Consider the following 16,626-nt stretch of genomic DNA (forward strand, 5'->3'; position numbering starts at 1 on the left):
CGGCGAATCGCCGTCCCTACAATGTTCTATTCATATTTATCGGTGATAACACGAGCGCACGGAATGCGCCCCTACAATATTTTATGGATTCAGAGAACGCTCTCAGCAATGACCTCGACCTCGGCAAGAACACCCTTCGGAAGTGTCTTGACGGCAACACAGCTTCTTGCAGGAAGCCCTGTGAAATAGCGTCCGTAGATCTCGTTAAAAGCGGCGAAGTCGTTCATATCCGCAAGGAAACATGTAGTCTTTACAGCCTTGTCGAAGGAAGAACCTGCGGTCTCGAGGACTGCCTTAAGGTTCTGCATTATCTGCTCTGTCTGTTCCTCTATGGTGTCAGAATCGACTGCGTTGGTGACAGGGTTTATAGCTATCTGACCGCTCGTGTACACCATGCCGTTAGAGACTATTGCCTGTGAATAGGGACCTACTGCCGCAGGTGCTTTTTCTGTATGTATTTTTATCATTGTTAATACCTCCGTTTTTTTAATTCGTAATTGAGAGCTAAGTGTAGGGGCGCATTCCGTGCGCCCGTTGGTACCAGAACAATAACATGTAACCCTGATACCGTGTAGGGGGCGATGCCTACATCGCCCCAATAATTTACATATTGTCAGGCAGGGCTGATGTGGGCATCAGCCCCTACAATGTTCTATTCATATTTATCGGGGTCATCACGGGCGCACGGAATGCGCCCCTACACTGCTTTCTGCTCACTTACAACTCTGATAACACCTTGTCGGTCATTTCGGTGCATGAAAGGGGAGAAGCCGTGGAATCGCCTATGATATCGGCTGTGCGGTATCCCTTGTCCAGTACGCTGTTGACAGCATCCTCAATGCAGTCCGCCTCGGCAGAAAGACCGAATGAATAGCGGAGCATCATGGCTCCCGAAAGGATAGTCGCCAGTGGATTTGCCTTGTTCTGACCTGCTATGTCGGGAGCGCTTCCGTGTATGGGTTCGTACATTCCCCTTGTTGAAGCTCCCAGAGATGCGGATGCAAGCATACCTATCGAACCCGTTATCTGTGAAGCCTCGTCCGAGAGTATGTCTCCGAACATATTTGAGGTAACTATAACATCGAACTGTGAAGGGTCCCTTACAAGCTGCATTGCGGCGTTATCCACGAACATGTCTGTATATGCCACCTCGGGGTACTCCACGGAAAGCTCGTGCATTACCTTTCTCCAGAGCCGTGAGGATTCAAGGACATTCGCCTTGTCTATACTGCAAAGACGTTTACTGCGCTTCATTGCCGAATCGAAAGCAACTCTGCCTATACGTTCTATCTCGGTAACGCTGTAAGCCTCGGTATCGAAAGCCTCTCGTCCGTATTTACCGTCACGGTAGCCTCTGTCGCCGAAGTAGATGCCCCCTGTAAGCTCACGAACTATCATGAGGTCGAAGCCTTTTCCAACTATCTCGTCCTTCAGCGGAGAAGCACTTCTCAGGGCAGGATAGAGCCTTGCAGGCCGTAGATTGGTATATAGTCCCAGTGCCGAGCGTATTCCCAGCAGAGCCTTTTCGGGACGTCTTTCTCCGGGCTGGTCATCCCACTGCGGACCGCCAACAGCTCCGAGGAGTACACTGTCGGAAGCGAGACAACCGTCTATAGTTTCCTGCGGAAGGGGCATACCTGCGGCATCTATAGCGCATCCGCCTATGAGGTATGGGGTGAAATTGAATTTATGTCCGAACTTATCTGCCACTTTTTCAAGTACTGCAACAGCGCTGTCCACTATCTCGGGACCTATGCCGTCGCCTTTAAGTAAAGCGATATTGTATTCCATTTATCTCACCTTTCTCTTTTAATTCGGAATCGGGGTATTGCCTTACGGCGATGAATCTGAATATGGGTATTCGTACAATTATGCGTAACCCTGATATCGTGTAGGGACGGCGATTCGCCGTCCGTTTTCATCCGTATTTGTATTTGACCATGCGGACGGCCAATGGCCGTCCCTACAATGCTTTCTGCTTTCTGATATCTGAAAACTAAAGGGGCGATGTGGGTGACTCCCCACAGTGTGGGGAGATGTCAGCGAAGCTGACAGAGGGGACGGGCGACGGTTAGGAGTCGCCCCCTACAGGGTATCAGGGTTGTGGACGATTGTACGTGTGCCCCTACACTGCTTTCTGATTTCTGCTCACTGATTACTGATTTCTGTTTACTTGGCTATAGACGCCATAAGTCCGCCGTTTTCGATTATCTTCTGTATGAATTCGGGAAAGGGCTCCGTAGTGTACTCCCTGCCCGTTGTAAGGTCACGGATGATGCCGTTATCAAGGTCGGCTTCAACGGTATTGCCCTCTGCTATAGCCTCGGCGGCTTCGGGACATTCAACTATCGCAAGACCTATATTTATCGAGTTGCGGTAGAATATCCTTGCAAAGCTCTTTGCTATGACCAGCGATATGCCGCTTGCCTTTATGGCTATGGGAGCGTGTTCACGGGATGAACCGCATCCGAAGTTCTGACCTGCTACCATTATATCACCCTGCTTTACACGGCTTACAAAGGTCGTATCTATGTCCTCCATGCAGTGAGATGCGAGTTCGGCGTGGTCGCTTGTATTAAGGTATCTTGCAGGGATTATAACGTCCGTATCAACGTTGTCCCCATACTTTATAACGCTTCCCTTGTATATCATATGCTCATTACCTCCCACGGACTTGTTATCTTTCCTGTAAGTGCGCTTGCTGCGGCTGTTGCAGGACTTGCAAGGTAGACCTCCGATTTTACGTGTCCCATACGTCCCACGAAATTGCGGTTTGTGGTAGTTACTGCACGTTCGCCCTCTGCGAGTATGCCCATGTGTCCTCCGAGACAGGGACCGCATGTAGGCGTTGAAACTACAGCGCCGCTCTCAATGAATATCTTAAGAAGTCCCTGTTCCATAGCGTCAAGGTATATCTGCTGTGTTGCAGGAATGATTATAACACGGACGTTCTTTGCACATCTGTGTCCCTTCATTATTTCGGCAGCTGTCTGAAGGTCCTCCAGTCTGCCGTTGGTACATGAACCGATAACTACCTGGTTTATGGGGATATCGCCTATCTCACCGAAGGTACGTGCGTTTTCGGGAAGGTGAGGGAATGCCACTGTAGGCTCTATTGCCGAAAGGTCTATATCGATTACCTCGTCGTATACCGCATCATCATCGGGAGCGTACACTACAGGTTCAGCGCCGCCGTGTGCACGGATGTAATCAAGGGTGATATCGTCCACAGCGAAGATGCCGTTCTTTGCGCCTGCCTCTATAGCCATATTTGCGATGCACAGCCTGTCCGCCATAGTAAGGGAAGAAAGTCCCTCGCCTGTGAATTCAAGCGAGCGGTAGAGTGCGCCGTCCACGCCTATCCTGCCGATAAGGTGGAGTATAACATCCTTGCCCGATACGAACCTGCGGAGCTTTCCCGTGAGGTTCACCTTTATAGCCGAGGGCACCTTGAACCACGCCTTGCCTGTAGCCATTCCACAAGCCATATCCGTCGAGCCTACACCCGTTGAGAATGCACCGAGAGCGCCGTAGGTACAGGTATGTGAATCGGCACCTATAACGGCATTGCCTGCTGTAACGAGTCCCTTTTCGGGGATGAGGGCGTGTTCTATGCCCATTTCGCCTACATCGTAAAAGTGGGTTATGTCCATATCTTCGCAGAAATCACGGCACATCTTACACTGCTGTGCTGCCTTTATGTCCTTATTGGGAGCGAAGTGATCCATTATCATTGTGACCTTGTCTTTGTCGAACACGCTGTCTTTGCCGAGCTTTGCGAACTCCTTGATAGCCACGGGAGAGGTTATATCATTTCCGAGAACGAGGTCGAGGTCTGCGAGGATGAGCTGTCCCGCCTTGACCTGACATTGTCCCGAATGAGCCGCAAGGATCTTCTGCGTCATTGTCATACCCATTTTACACACTTCTTTCTTTTTGTTTTTTAGCCTTTAATCAGCCCTTAGCCGTTAGCTTGTGGTATCGCCTTACGGGGATGTATTTATAATGATTTGTAGGGGCGCTTTCTGCTTTCTGATCTCTGATTACTGTGCGGACGGCCAATGGCCGTCCCTACAATCGGTTCATCATGGGCGCACGGAATGCGCCCCTACACTGCTTTCTGATTACTGCTCATTTATTAAGGATAGCGCCTTTGTCCGCAGATGATACCATTGCAGCATAGCGCTTAAGGTAGCCTGTTATGTTCTCTTTCCGCTTTATCGGCATTGTACGTCTGCGCTCCTGAAGCTCCTCGTCGGAAACTTCAAGGGTTATGGAATAATTAGGGATGTCTATGGATATCATGTCGCCGTCCTTTACGTAAGCGATAGTACCGCCGTTCACAGCCTCGGGAGAAACGTGACCTATTGCCGCTCCTCTGGTAGCACCCGAGAAACGTCCGTCCGTGATAAGTGCAACTGTTGAGCCGAGTCCTGCACCCTGTATAGCCGATGTCGGCGAGAGCATCTCCCTCATTCCCGGACCGCCTGCAGGTCCCTCATAGCGTATTACCACAACGTCGCCTGCCTTTATGCCGCCTTCGTAAATGACCTTTATAGCTTCCTCTTCACTGTCGAAAACCCTTGCAGGTCCCCTGTGTACAAGCATCTCGGGAGCCACTGCGCTTCTCTTCACCACACATCTGTCAGGTGCAAGATTGCCCTTAAGTACGGCTATTCCGCCTGTTTCACTGTATGGCTCGTCTATGGGACGGATAGTATCGGTATCACGGTTCACGCATCCCTTTATGTTCTCGCCCACTGTCTTTCCTGTAACTGTAATGCAGTCGGTATATATGAGGTCCTTTTTGCTCAGCTCGTTAAGAACTGCGTAGACTCCTCCTGCCTCGTTTAGGTCCTCCATATAGGTGTGACCTGCGGGAGCAAGATGACAGAGGTTCGGAGTCTTTGCACTTATCTCGTTAGCCATGTCAAGGTCTATCCTGATGCCGCATTCGTTTGCGATTGCAGGAAGATGAAGCATACTGTTCGTGGAGCATCCGAGAGCCATATCCGCAGTAAGTGCGTTATGGAAAGCCTTTTCCGTCATTATGTCACGGGGACGGATGTTCTGCCTGTAAAGCTCCATTACCTGCATACCTGCCTCTTTTGCAAGGCGTATGCGGTCCGAATATACCGCAGGGATAGTGCCGTTTCCGCGGAGTCCCATTCCGAGTACCTCTGTAAGGCAGTTCATTGAATTAGCCGTATACATTCCCGAACATGAACCGCAGGTAGGGCAGGCATGTTCCTCAAACTCGGTAACGTCCCCGGCAGTCATCCTGCCTGCTGTATATGCGCCTACAGCCTCGAACATCGATGAGAGGGAAGTCTTTCTGCCCTTGACGTGTCCCGCAAGCATAGGACCTCCGCTGACGAATATAGTCGGTATGTTTATACGTGCCGCAGCCATGAGAAGTCCGGGAACGTTCTTGTCGCAGTTCGGCACCATAACGAGGGCATCGAAGTGGTGTGCAAGAGCCATACACTCGGTAGAATCCGCAATAAGGTCACGGGTAACAAGGGAATACTTCATGCCCTTATGTCCCATAGCGATACCGTCGCATACGGCGATAGCAGGGAATACCGCAGGAGTACCGCCTGCCATAGCTACGCCAAGCTTGACAGCTTCAACTATCTTGTCTATGTTCATGTGTCCCGGAACTATCTCGTTGTACGATGAGACTATGCCAACCAGCGGACGGTGCATCTCCTCTTTAGTATGTCCCAGCGCATTGAAAAGCGAACGCTGTGCCGCCTTGTCAACGCCTTCGCAGAAATAATTTCCGCTCATTTTATTTCACCTCGTTTAAGTTTTCAGAGCTCAGAAAGCAGTGATATGGTAACGGGGAATTGTCCGTGTACCGATGGTCGCACATGTGCGCCCCTACGGATTTCTACTTTCTACTTTCTGATTTCTGAGTTCTGAGTTCTTTTCTCTGCTTTGTCGATAGATGACGATTTGCCGAAGATAATCAGTATCAGTCCGATTATTATGAAAGGCAGACTGATAAGCGGTCTGTTCCTTACCTTGTCAAGCTTTACCAGCTTAAGTCCGACAGCATGTGCGTCTGCATCCCTGATGTCGGTTATTTCCTCGCCTTTGAGGTAATACTTGTCGTTAGACGACTTCACACGGTCAAGCAGCTCGGCAAAGTGTTCATTATCCTCGTCCGTGAAAACTGCCGCATATCTGTTATATGGCTTGACCTCGGACGTACTGAGCTGATCGAGCGAACTGTATACTTCGGGATCTATTGCACCGTCGAATATCAGCTGACGGTACTGACCGCATATATTTACCACGAATCCGCTTTTCGTCAGAAGGGGATCGCTGTCGCTTGAAGCTGTGTAGGAACACAGCGGTCTGTCCTGTTCGGCTCCGTCAGGCACGGTACAGACCATGTTTTCAAGGGATACTATAACATACTGTCCCTTTTTCGGAGAGGTTATCTCGTCCGCACTGTTTACGTTCAGCGAACGTATTGAGGGTATACCTGTTATTACCAGTACAACTATGCCGATAACAGCGAGTATTGCACCTGCTATGGTCTTTATATCGATGCTGAATTGTCTGTTGTTTACCATTTGTTTTTTTCCTTTTTCTTTCGGATGTTTTCATCACGCTCACGGATGAGTTGTTCCCTTACTTCCTTATCAAGCACAAAATCAAACTCGTCGTCGGGATAGTCGAACTCGCTGTCCTTTTCTTTCTTTCTGCGTTCCGCATCGGACTTTCTGCTTCTGCGGAAGCTCCTTTCCCAGTCGGCAAAGGGCGAATAGAACAAGGGTGCGCCCAGTATCACTATAAGTCCGCCGATAATTGTCTTGTGAACTTCGTCCGCCGCTTTTATACGGCTCTGTCTTTCAGCCTCTATTCGGAGCATATCGGTGTCCATGTCCTCTTCCACGCACAGCTCTTCGTACTCTTTTATGACCGCTTTTTTTATGGCTTTGCCCCGTATTGCGGAGGAAGTCATAAGCGCTATGCCGAGTATGATGAGGATTATGCCCGAAAGCTGCATGAATGAGAATCTGAATCTGTAAGTATCATCCTTTTTCATAAACCATTTCCCCTTTGCTGCTCCGACCTTTTTGACAGGGGAGCATGATATTCTGAAAGGTCCCTGCGGCAGGTCTTGAAAAATATAAAGCGCAGGGACCATTCTGTTAACAGAATATTAACAAATTATTGTGATAAGTTTGTGAAAATATGATGATTATGTGAAGAAAATATGAACAGAAAATTAATAATCGTCCGGATTTCTACTTCATGTATACTTTCTCCCTTGACTCAGGGGACAACTCCCGTGAATAATTACTGTCAGTTATTGATGAGCTTGTCCTCGTCGCTCCAGCTGTAGAGCTTTCTTATCTCCTCGCCTATCTTTTCGGCAGGATGCTCTGCTGCAAGCTTTCTCATTGCGTTGAAGTGTACCTGACCGCCTGCGGGTGACATGTCAAGCAGGAATTCCTTTGCGAATGAGCCGTCCTGTATGTTTCTGAGTACCTGCTTCATAGCCTTCTTTGTGTCCTCTGTGATTATCTTCGGACCTGTTACATAGTCGCCATATTCAGCTGTGTTTGATACTGAGTATCTCATGCCCTTGAAGCCGCTCTGGTAGATAAGGTCAACTATGAGCTTCATCTCGTGGATGCACTCGAAGTAAGCGTTTCTCGGATCGTAGCCTGCCTCAACGAGTGTCTCGAAGCCTGCCTGCATAAGTGCGCAAACACCGCCGCAGAGTACAGCCTGTTCACCGAAGAGGTCTGTCTCGGTCTCTGTTCTGAATGTGGTCTCGAGTATGCCTGCACGGGCACCGCCTATTGCAAGACCGTATGCAAGTGCTGATTCCTTAGCCTTGCCTGTAGCGTCCTGATGTACTGCAACGAGACAAGGTACGCCCTTGCCTGCCTGATATTCGCTTCTTACTGTGTGTCCGGGACCTTTTGGTGCGATCATTGTAACGTCAACGTCAGCAGGCGGAGTTATGCAGCCGTAGTGGATATTGAAGCCGTGTGCGAACATGAGCATGTTTCCTGCTTCGAGGTTCGGCTCGATGTCGTTCTTGTAGAGCTGAGCCTGCTTTTCGTCGTTTATGAGTATCATGATGATGTCAGCCTGCTTTGCAGCCTCTGCCGCTGTGAATACTTCAAATCCCTGGTCTACAGCCTTCTGCCATGACTTTGAGCCTTCGTACAGTCCGATGATAACTCTTCCCTTGTCACCGAGTGACTCCTTGGCATTCAGAGCGTGAGCGTGTCCCTGACTTCCGTAACCGATAACAGCGATGGTCTTGCCGTAGAGAAGTGAAAGATCGCAGTCCTTTTCGTAGAATACCTTTGCAGTATTTTCCATTGTTAATTACTCCTTTTATTATTATTACAGTTATCTTATGTAACCGACAAGTCTTCGCAATAAAACCGTTTTCAGGGAAAGCCCTCTCTTGCAGGGCTTTCCCTCTCCGCAGACAGTCCACCGGACTGTTTTGAAATTCACCCTTTGCTGAGCGCTTTATGTAGTGAGGGGCGTTGCCCCTCCAACCCCACCAGAGACGCTGTCTCTGGACTCTGCTAAATGGGTGTAACCCCTTTAGAATCCCGAATTGGTGATGATATCAGCTTACCTTAAAGCTTTGTCAGATGCTTTCGATACTGTTGTTTACTTGGTCTTGAGACAGTTCTCGCCGCGCTCGATAGCCACGATACCCGTGCGGCACATCTCCATTATGCCGTATGGCTTCATAAGCTCGATGAAGGCATCTATCTTCGATGTCTCTCCTGTAAGCTCGCAGATAAGCGCAGTTGTTGAATAGTCAACTATCTTTGTGCGGAATATCTCTACCGCAGTCATTATGTCCTGTCGTGTAGAGGGCGTGTTCTTTACCTTGATGAGCAGAAGCTCACGGATAACTGTTTCGTTGGGATCGAGTACTTCCACTTCCTTTACATCGTGGAGCTTTTCAAGCTGGCGCAGTATCCTGAGCTTTATGTCCTCGTCGCCCCTGAAGGATACCGTTATTCTTGAATAGCCGCTGGACTCAGTTTCTCCCACTGTGAGGCAGTCGATATTGAAGCCTCGTCTCGTGAACATTCCCGATACTCTCGAGAGGACTCCCGAAACGTTTGATACTATAACGCCTATAACGTACTTATTACTTGTCATTCTGCTCACCTCACTTTATCTCTGTGATTATGTCGTCTATCGAACCGCCCGGAGGCAGCATCGGAAGTACGAATTCATCGCTGTTTACAGCGCAGTCTATCACGAATGGTCCGTTGTATGCGAAAGCCTCTGCCGCAGCCTTTTTCAGCTCGTCCTTGTTAACGGCTCTTGCGCCCTTTGCACCGAATGCTTCCGCAAGCTTTACGAAATCGGTCTTTCGTTCAAGTGTTGTATTGGAATAGTGCTTGTCGAAGAACAAAGTCTGCCACTGGCGTACCATTCCGAGAACTCCGTTATTCATGATGACTATTACTATTGGTGAATTCTGGGAAACCGCTGTTGCAAGCTCGTTGAGGTTCATGCCGAAGCTTCCGTCACCTGTAAAGAGTATCGTTCTTCCGCCTGATGCCGTTGAAGCTCCTATGGCGGCACCGAGACCGTATCCCATTGTACCGAGTCCGCCGCTTGTAAGGAGGGTTCTCGGCTTCATGAAGGGATAGCGCTGAGCTACCCACATCTGGTGCTGTCCTACGTCGGTAACTACGATATCCTCTGGCTCTGAGTGTGCGCTTATTGCATCCACAATGTCATAGGGGGTGAGCCTGTCTGCTGAGAGCTTCTTATCGGCAAGCGCAAGGGCACTTGCAAGACGTTTCTTCTCTTCCTGACGAAGCTCTGCGATACGTGCGCTCCACTCGGGATGCTCCTTCTTCTGCACCATTGCGGTAAGGCGGAATACAGCGTCCTTTATATCGCCTTGTATCGGCAGGTCTGCGGAGATGTTCTTGCTTAGCTCCGCACTGTCTATATCTATGTGGATTATCTTGAAATTCTGTGCATAGCGTGACTTGTTTCCCGTAGCTCTGTCCGAGAATCTTGCTCCGAGAGCGATAACGAGGTCCGCTTCGTCCTCTGCGACCGATGAAGCGTAGTGGCCGTGCATACCCTGCATACCGAGGAAGCGTGGATCGTCCGAAGGTACTGCCGAGAGTCCCATAAGAGAGCAGCCCATTGGAGCGTCTATTTTCTCTGCAAGCTTTCTTACTTCCTCCGAAGCCTTGCCCGAGATGATGCCTCCGCCGAAGTAGATATACGGACGCTCTGCATGTGCTATAAGGTCCGAAGCCTTTTTCAGCTTGCCCTCTGATGCGAAGCTTACAGGGTAGGGACGTACAGGATCGGGTTTGGGTTCAAAGTCCCATGTTGCAGTCTGTACATCCTTTGGGATGTCCACGAGGACAGGTCCCGGACGTCCTGATTTGGCTATCTTGAAGGCTGTGCGGAGGGTATCCGCAAGCTCACGTATGTCCTTTACGATGAAGTTGTGCTTGGTAACGGGCATTGTCACACCGACTATGTCCACCTCCTGGAAGCTGTCACGTCCGATGAGGCTTGTGGGGACGTTTCCCGTTATGGCTACCATTGGGACCGAGTCGAGGAATGCTGTAGCTATTCCCGTAACGAGATTGGTAGCTCCGGGACCTGAGGTAGCTATTACAACGCCTACCTTTCCCGTAGCTCTTGCGTAGCCGTCGGCTGCATGAGCTGCACCCTGTTCATGTGCGGTGAGTATGTTGCGTATTCTGTCCTGGCAGAGATAAAGCTCGTCGAAAAGGTCTATTACCTGTCCTCCCGGATAGCCGAAAATAGTGTCGCAGCCCTGTTCGATGAGAGTCTCTGCTACTATCTTTGCGCCTGATATTTTCATAGTATCAAAGTCCTTTATTATTTTTTGGTACGGCGGCGGAGGCTGAGCTCCGCTTTTCAGTCGTCCGCCCATGACTGCGGGTTACGCCGTCTTTCACTCCGTGCAGATGTAAAGTCATGGACATTCCGCAGGAGAGCATTTGAAACAGTTTTTACGTCCCTGACTGTCGGAGCATAACAAAAAGCCTCCGACATTCCGCCGGAGGCTTGTAGCTTCATTGCTTGCACATATACATCGGTATATATCAAAAAGCATGAGACTCAGCGCCGTGAGGGCAGAATGAAAAACAGCTGCAGCCAGAGACGTTAATGACCGCGCCGACGTTAATGACGATACCGTTGTAAGTGATAACTGTTCTCATCATTTTCACTCCTTACTGAGATCTTTAACATCATTGTAGCACGTTGGAAAGTTAAAATCAATAAGGAAAAACGGATCGGCTTATATTTTGTCAATATTATACACTTCATTACGTCGTAGTGATAAAGGATTTATTTGTTTTGAACCTTTTCCTTCAGCATGTTGTTAACCGCACTTATCAAAGCCTTTACTGAAGATGTGATGATATCGTTGTCTATACCTGTTCCCCAGAAGCTGTTTCCGCTTCCGTCAACTATCTCAACGTAGGAGACAGCCTTTGATGCAGAACCTACTTCAAGAGCATGCTCGGTATAGGTGCTGATGTTGAAATCCGAACCTGTATAGGATCTTATCGCATTGCTTACGGCGTCGAGACGTCCGTTACCTGTATCAGATGCGGTAACTCTTCTGCCGTCATAATCGAATACTACCGAAGCTTCGATGCCGTTGCGCTGAACGAAGTGAGTCTCCTGAAGCTGTATAGGAGTAGTTATGTCCACGAAATACTGCTTGAATACGGTGTAGACCTCGTCGGGAAGAAGCTCCTTGTGGGCGTGGTCCGAAACGCTCTTGACCATGTAGCCGACCTTTTCGCGCATCTTCTTAGGCAGATTGTAGCCGAAGCGTGTTTCCAGTATATAACCGATGCCGCCCTTGCCCGACTGACTGTTGATGCGGATAACGTCCGCTGAGTATTCCCTTCCGATGTCCGCAGGATCGATGGGGAGATAAGGTACGTTCCAGATGGGAGAATTCTTTTCCTGACGCCATTTCATGCCCTTTGCGATAGCGTCCTGATGTGAACCGCTGAATGCGGCGAATACAAGCTGTCCCGAATATGGCTGACGCTCGTATATGTTCATTCTTGTTACACGGGAGTACATTTCCGCAATGTCGGGGATGTCCGAGAAGTCCAGCTTGGGATCAACGCCCTGAGAGTACATGTTCATTGCAAGAACTATGATATCAACGTTGCCTGTTCTCTCGCCGTTTCCGAAGAGAGTACCCTCAACACGGTCCGCACCTGCAAGGAGTCCCATTTCGGTATCTGCAACAGCACATCCGCGGTCGTTGTGCGGGTGGAGCGATACGATGACGTTCTCGCGGTATTTCAGGTTATCGCACATATACTCTATCTGGTTTGCGTATACGTGGGGCATTGAGAGCTGCACCGTTACAGGCAGGTTGATTATGACCTTATCATCAGGGGTAGGCTTCCAGACGTCCAGCACCGCATTGCAGACCTCCAATGCGTATTCGGGCTCGGTACCCGTAAAGCTCTCGGGGGAATACTCGAAGCGGAAATTGCCCTCGTACTTCTCACGGTACTCCTTGCAGAGCTTTGCTCCCGAAACTGCGATCTCCTTTATTTCCTCCTTGTTCTTGCGGAAAACCTGTTCACGCTGTGCAAGGGATGTGGAGTTGTAGAGGTGGACTATGGCGTTCTTACAGCCTTTCAGCGCCTCGAAGGTCTTTTCGATGATATGCTCTCTTGACTGCGTGAGAACCTGTATCGCCACATCATCGGGGATGAGGTCCTGTTCGATAAGAGCACGGCAGAAATCGTACTCGGTCTCGGAAGCGGCAGGGAAGCCTATCTCTATCTCCTTGAAGCCGATATCCACCAGCTTTTTGAAGAATTCGAGCTTCTCATCAAGGCTCATGGGTACTATGAGCGCCTGATTGCCGTCACGCAGATCAACGCTGCACCACTGGGGCGCCTTATCCACGTAGGACTTCTTTGTCCATTTCATTTCTGTTTTCGGAGCTTCAAAAAATTGTCTTGTGTACTTTTCTGTGTTTTTCATAAATTTTCCTCCATTCCGATCCGTTTTTACCAGTGCAGGAGGGTAATAAAAAAGTCCCTCCCATGCAAGGCATGGAAGAGACGAAGCTGTTCTTATAATACTCCGTGGTACCACTCTTCTTGACGTATGATGATACGCCCACTCGTCTGCGTCGGATCAACGCATATCTCTGTAACGGGAGAACCCGTTCAAGCCTAATCATCCGCAGACTTTCAGCCGACTGCTCGGGGAGGAGCTATGACCTGTAATGGTTTACTGCCTTTCACCGCACGGCAGCTCTCTGTGGAAACGTTTTACAAGCTTTATTTCCCTTCATCGCATTTGGTAGTTTGTAATTGTTATTATAAACCGCTTTTTTGATTTTGTCAAGGGCTTTCTGAAAAAATTTTTTGTGACTGAGTTCGGCTTGCATACAAAAAAGCCGCAAAGCTTGTGCTTTACGGCCTGATCTTTACTTTTCAGACAGCCTGTTTGCTGTCCTTGCTTTCTTTATTGTCCTTATCCTCGGGCTTGTCGGGAACGCTTACCTTCTCGATATCTGCGCCGAGTGCCCTGAGCTTGCCTTCCATGCAGTCATAGCCGCGCTCGATATGGAAGATATCCTCTATCTCGGTGATGCCGCTTGCTGCAAGTCCTGCAATGATAAGTGCTGCACCAGCTCTAAGGTCACAAGCCTTTACGGGTGCGCCCATGAGCTTGCCTGTACCCTCGATAAGTGCTATCTTACCGTTAACTGTGATATCAGCGCCCATGCGTCTGAGCTCGTCCACATAGCGGAAACGCTGCTCCCAGATATTCTCGGTTATGATGCTTGTACCCTCTGCAAGACACAGGAGAGTTGCTATCTGCGACTGCATATCAGTGGGGAATCCCGGGTGCGGAGCGGTCTTTACATTGGTCTTTACCAGCGGACCGTCTACCCATACTCTGATGCTGTCATCAAACTGCTCTATCTTTACGCCGATCTTTTCGAGCTTCTTTGTTATGGACTCGAGATGCTTCGGGATAACGTTCTTGATGAGAACATCGCCCTTTGTAGCGGCAACAGCTACCATGAATGTACCTGCCTCGATCTGGTCGGGGATAACTGCATAGGTGGTACCGTGGAGATGCTCGACGCCGCGTATCTTGATAACGTCTGTACCTGCACCCATGATGTTAGCTCCCATAGAGTTGAGGAAGTTTGCCAGGTCGACGATGTGGGGTTCCTTAGCTGCGTTTTCGATGACTGTAAGTCCATCTGCCTTGACAGCAGCGAGCATAGCGTTCATAGTAGCGCCGACTGTTACAACATCGAAGAAGATCTGACTTCCTGTGAGCTTATCAGCAGTGAGGTCGATCATTCCCTGGCTGAGGGAGTAGTTAGCACCGAGGGCAGAAAATGCCTTAAGGTGCTGGTCTATAGGACGGTCTCCGAGAGGACATCCGCCGGGCATCGAAACTCTTGCCTTATTGAACTTGCCAAGGAGCGCTCCCAGGAAATAATAGGAAGCTCTCATTTTCCTTGCGGTCTCGTAGGGAACGCATGTGTTATTTATGGATGTAGGATCTATTCTGTAGGCATCCTTGCCGATATTCTCGACTTTTGCGCCCATTTCCTCGAGTATCCTCAGGCTTATGGTAACATCGCTGATAGTCGGAACGTTCTCAACAATACAAGGCTCGTCCGACAGTATAACAGCAGGGAGTATGGCTACAGCGGCATTTTTTGCACCGCTGATGGTAACTTCACCATGAAGCCTTCTTCCGCCTCTGATTATGAACTTATCCAAAATGAATTCTCTCCTTATTTCACGGGATTTCTATTTTTTCCCGCTATTCTGTTGTCTACAAGCGGAAATCCCTCCGCCTGCGTCAAGCTTTGGTTCATTCCGCAGCTGCTGTAGTCTCAGCCTCGGGAGTTTCAGACTCCGCAGCTGTAGTTTCCTCACTTTCAGCAGCTTCTGTTTCTTCTGTATTTTCTGTTGTTTCAGCCTCGCTGTCGGCTGTGCTGTAATCGCTTATATACCAGCGTGGGGCTCTTCCGTCATAGTCCACTACCTTGACGGATTCGATTATAAGGTCCTCAACGGGCTTGTCTGCTGAATCGGTATCAACGTTCTGAGCATCAAAAACGATATCGAGTCCGTCGAATACCTGACCGAACAGCGTATAGCTTCCGTCCAGCCATGGAGCTCCTCCGACTTCCGAGTATATCTTCTGAGCGTTCTCGCTGAACTTATATCCGTTTGCTGCAAGCTTCTCGAAGTCGTCGGAAGTGTACTTTTCACCTGTTACGATGTAGAACTGACTTCCGTCGGTCGCAGTTCCCCCGCTGTTTGCGTAAGCAAGAGCGCCTGCTGCGTGGCAGAGATGCGGATCTGTACCGCCGTCGAACTCTCCGCCCCATACGGATTCGCCGCCTGTACCGTCGCCGTTGGGATCACCGCCCTGTATCATGAAATCCTTGATAACGCGGTGGAATGTAAGACCGTCGTAATAGCCGCTTTCTGCAAGCTGGAGAAAGTTGTCAACGCCCTTTTCCGCATATTCGGGGAAAAGCTTGACCATAACGTCTCCGCGGTCCTTTATCTTTATGTCTACTACCTTTTCGCCTTCCTCGGGAGCTGTGAAGTTGTTGAGGTCGACGTTTTCTATAGGTGCCTCTGTAGGAGGCTGATAGTTATAATCACTGAGATACCATTTAAGGTCCTCACCGTTATATTCGCTTACCTTTATGGATTCGATGATAACGGGAGTTGTGGGCATATCATTTGAGCCTGTAGCTACATGCTGTATGTTGAAGATAACGTCCAGACCGTCGAATACCTGTCCGAAAACGGTATAGCTTCCGTCAAGCCACGGAGCACCGCCTGTCTTGGTGTATACGTCCAGTGCGGGACCTGAGATACCCATGCTTGAAAGAGACTCTGCATCGCATTCGGAGCCTGTTACAATGTAGAACTGGCTTCCGTCGGTCGCAGTTGAACCGCTGTTTGCGTAGGCAAGAGCGCCTGCGGCATGTATAAGGTGGGGATCTGTACCGCCGTCGAATTTACCGCCCCAGAATGATTCGCCGCCTGTACCGTTTCCGAGGGGATCGCCGCCCTGTATCATGAAATCCTTGATAACACGGTGGAATGTGAGTCCGTCGTAGTAGCCTTTCTTAGCGAGCTCTACGAAGTTCTCAACGCCCTTTTCGGCGTATTCGGGGAACAGCCTTATCTTGACTGTACCGTAATCCTTGATATTCATTTCAATTATCGTATCGCCCTTTTGCGGAGCGGTGAAGTTCATTACCTCTGCGGTCTCGTTTTCACCTGCGGACTGGGATGTTTCCGAATTGCTGCTGTAACTTATTTCCTTTCCGCAGGACGTAAGTGAAGCAGCTGCAGCAGTCGCACAGAGAAGTGCAGCAAGTATTCTTTTGAACATAGTTTATTTACCCCCATTTTTACGCGAATGGTCGCGGAGTAGGTATTATACTGTTATTCTCAACCAATTCATTATACAACAAAAAAATCCATTTGTAAATAGTTTTCGCATATTTTTGGTCATAATCGGGAAAAGCGGGCAGGTTGAAAGCAGGGTTTTTCTTCATATTGC

The 16,626-nt window shown here is 49.3% G+C and carries 13 protein-coding genes; all 13 read right to left on the minus strand.

Annotated features, from left to right (window positions below; genetic code table 11):
• Positions 1-89: 89 nt before the first annotated feature.
• Complete coding sequence (locus BT127_RS10875; RefSeq protein ID WP_075425026.1) at positions 90-467, minus strand: RidA family protein; 378 nt, start codon at positions 465-467, stop codon at positions 90-92.
• Positions 468-717: 250 nt separating this feature from the next.
• Positions 718-1,791, minus strand: a complete 1,074-nt coding sequence (leuB, locus tag BT127_RS10880; protein WP_075425027.1) for a 3-isopropylmalate dehydrogenase — start codon at positions 1,789-1,791, stop codon at positions 718-720.
• Between the two features lie 378 nt (positions 1,792-2,169).
• The gene (gene leuD / locus BT127_RS10885) at positions 2,170-2,652 is read right to left on the minus strand and encodes a 3-isopropylmalate dehydratase small subunit (RefSeq protein ID WP_075425028.1); all 483 of its coding nucleotides are present in this window, start codon (positions 2,650-2,652) and stop codon (positions 2,170-2,172) included.
• Positions 2,649-3,917 (minus strand): 3-isopropylmalate dehydratase large subunit, encoded by a 1,269-nt coding sequence (gene leuC / locus BT127_RS10890; protein WP_075425029.1) that lies wholly within the window; start codon positions 3,915-3,917, stop codon positions 2,649-2,651. The genes leuD and leuC overlap by 4 nt, the downstream gene beginning before the upstream one ends.
• Positions 3,918-4,131: 214 nt before the next feature.
• Positions 4,132-5,793, minus strand: a complete 1,662-nt coding sequence (gene ilvD / locus BT127_RS10895; RefSeq protein WP_075425030.1) for a dihydroxy-acid dehydratase — start codon at positions 5,791-5,793, stop codon at positions 4,132-4,134.
• 110 nt (positions 5,794-5,903) lie between these two features.
• On the minus strand, positions 5,904-6,587 hold the full coding sequence (locus BT127_RS10900; protein WP_075425031.1) for a hypothetical protein: 684 nt from the start codon (positions 6,585-6,587) through the stop codon (positions 5,904-5,906).
• Positions 6,581-7,063 (minus strand): hypothetical protein, encoded by a 483-nt coding sequence (locus BT127_RS10905; RefSeq protein ID WP_075425032.1) that lies wholly within the window; start codon positions 7,061-7,063, stop codon positions 6,581-6,583. Before BT127_RS10905 ends, BT127_RS10900 begins: the two co-directional genes overlap by 7 nt.
• A 260-nt stretch (positions 7,064-7,323) precedes the next feature.
• A complete protein-coding gene (ilvC, locus tag BT127_RS10910; protein WP_075425033.1) occupies positions 7,324-8,358 on the minus strand; it encodes a ketol-acid reductoisomerase in 1,035 nt (344 codons plus the stop codon).
• Positions 8,359-8,661: 303 nt separating this feature from the next.
• Entirely contained in the window at positions 8,662-9,165 is a 504-nt protein-coding gene (ilvN, locus tag BT127_RS10915) for an acetolactate synthase small subunit (protein ID WP_075425034.1), read from the minus strand.
• 10 nt (positions 9,166-9,175) lie between these two features.
• Complete coding sequence (ilvB, locus tag BT127_RS10920) at positions 9,176-10,873, minus strand: biosynthetic-type acetolactate synthase large subunit (RefSeq protein WP_075425101.1); 1,698 nt, start codon at positions 10,871-10,873, stop codon at positions 9,176-9,178.
• 491 nt (positions 10,874-11,364) lie between these two features.
• Entirely contained in the window at positions 11,365-13,041 is a 1,677-nt protein-coding gene (locus BT127_RS10925; RefSeq protein WP_075425035.1) for a 2-isopropylmalate synthase, read from the minus strand.
• A gap of 458 nt (positions 13,042-13,499) precedes the next feature.
• Positions 13,500-14,813 (minus strand): UDP-N-acetylglucosamine 1-carboxyvinyltransferase, encoded by a 1,314-nt coding sequence (gene murA, locus BT127_RS10930; RefSeq protein ID WP_075425036.1) that lies wholly within the window; start codon positions 14,811-14,813, stop codon positions 13,500-13,502.
• 94 nt (positions 14,814-14,907) lie between these two features.
• Complete coding sequence (locus BT127_RS10935; RefSeq protein WP_075425037.1) at positions 14,908-16,455, minus strand: peptidylprolyl isomerase; 1,548 nt, start codon at positions 16,453-16,455, stop codon at positions 14,908-14,910.
• Between the last annotated feature and the right edge of the window lie 171 nt (positions 16,456-16,626).

This window comes from Ruminococcus sp. XPD3002 (genome assembly GCA_900119535.1).
Lineage (GTDB): Bacteria > Bacillota > Clostridia > Oscillospirales > Ruminococcaceae > Ruminococcus > Ruminococcus flavefaciens_H.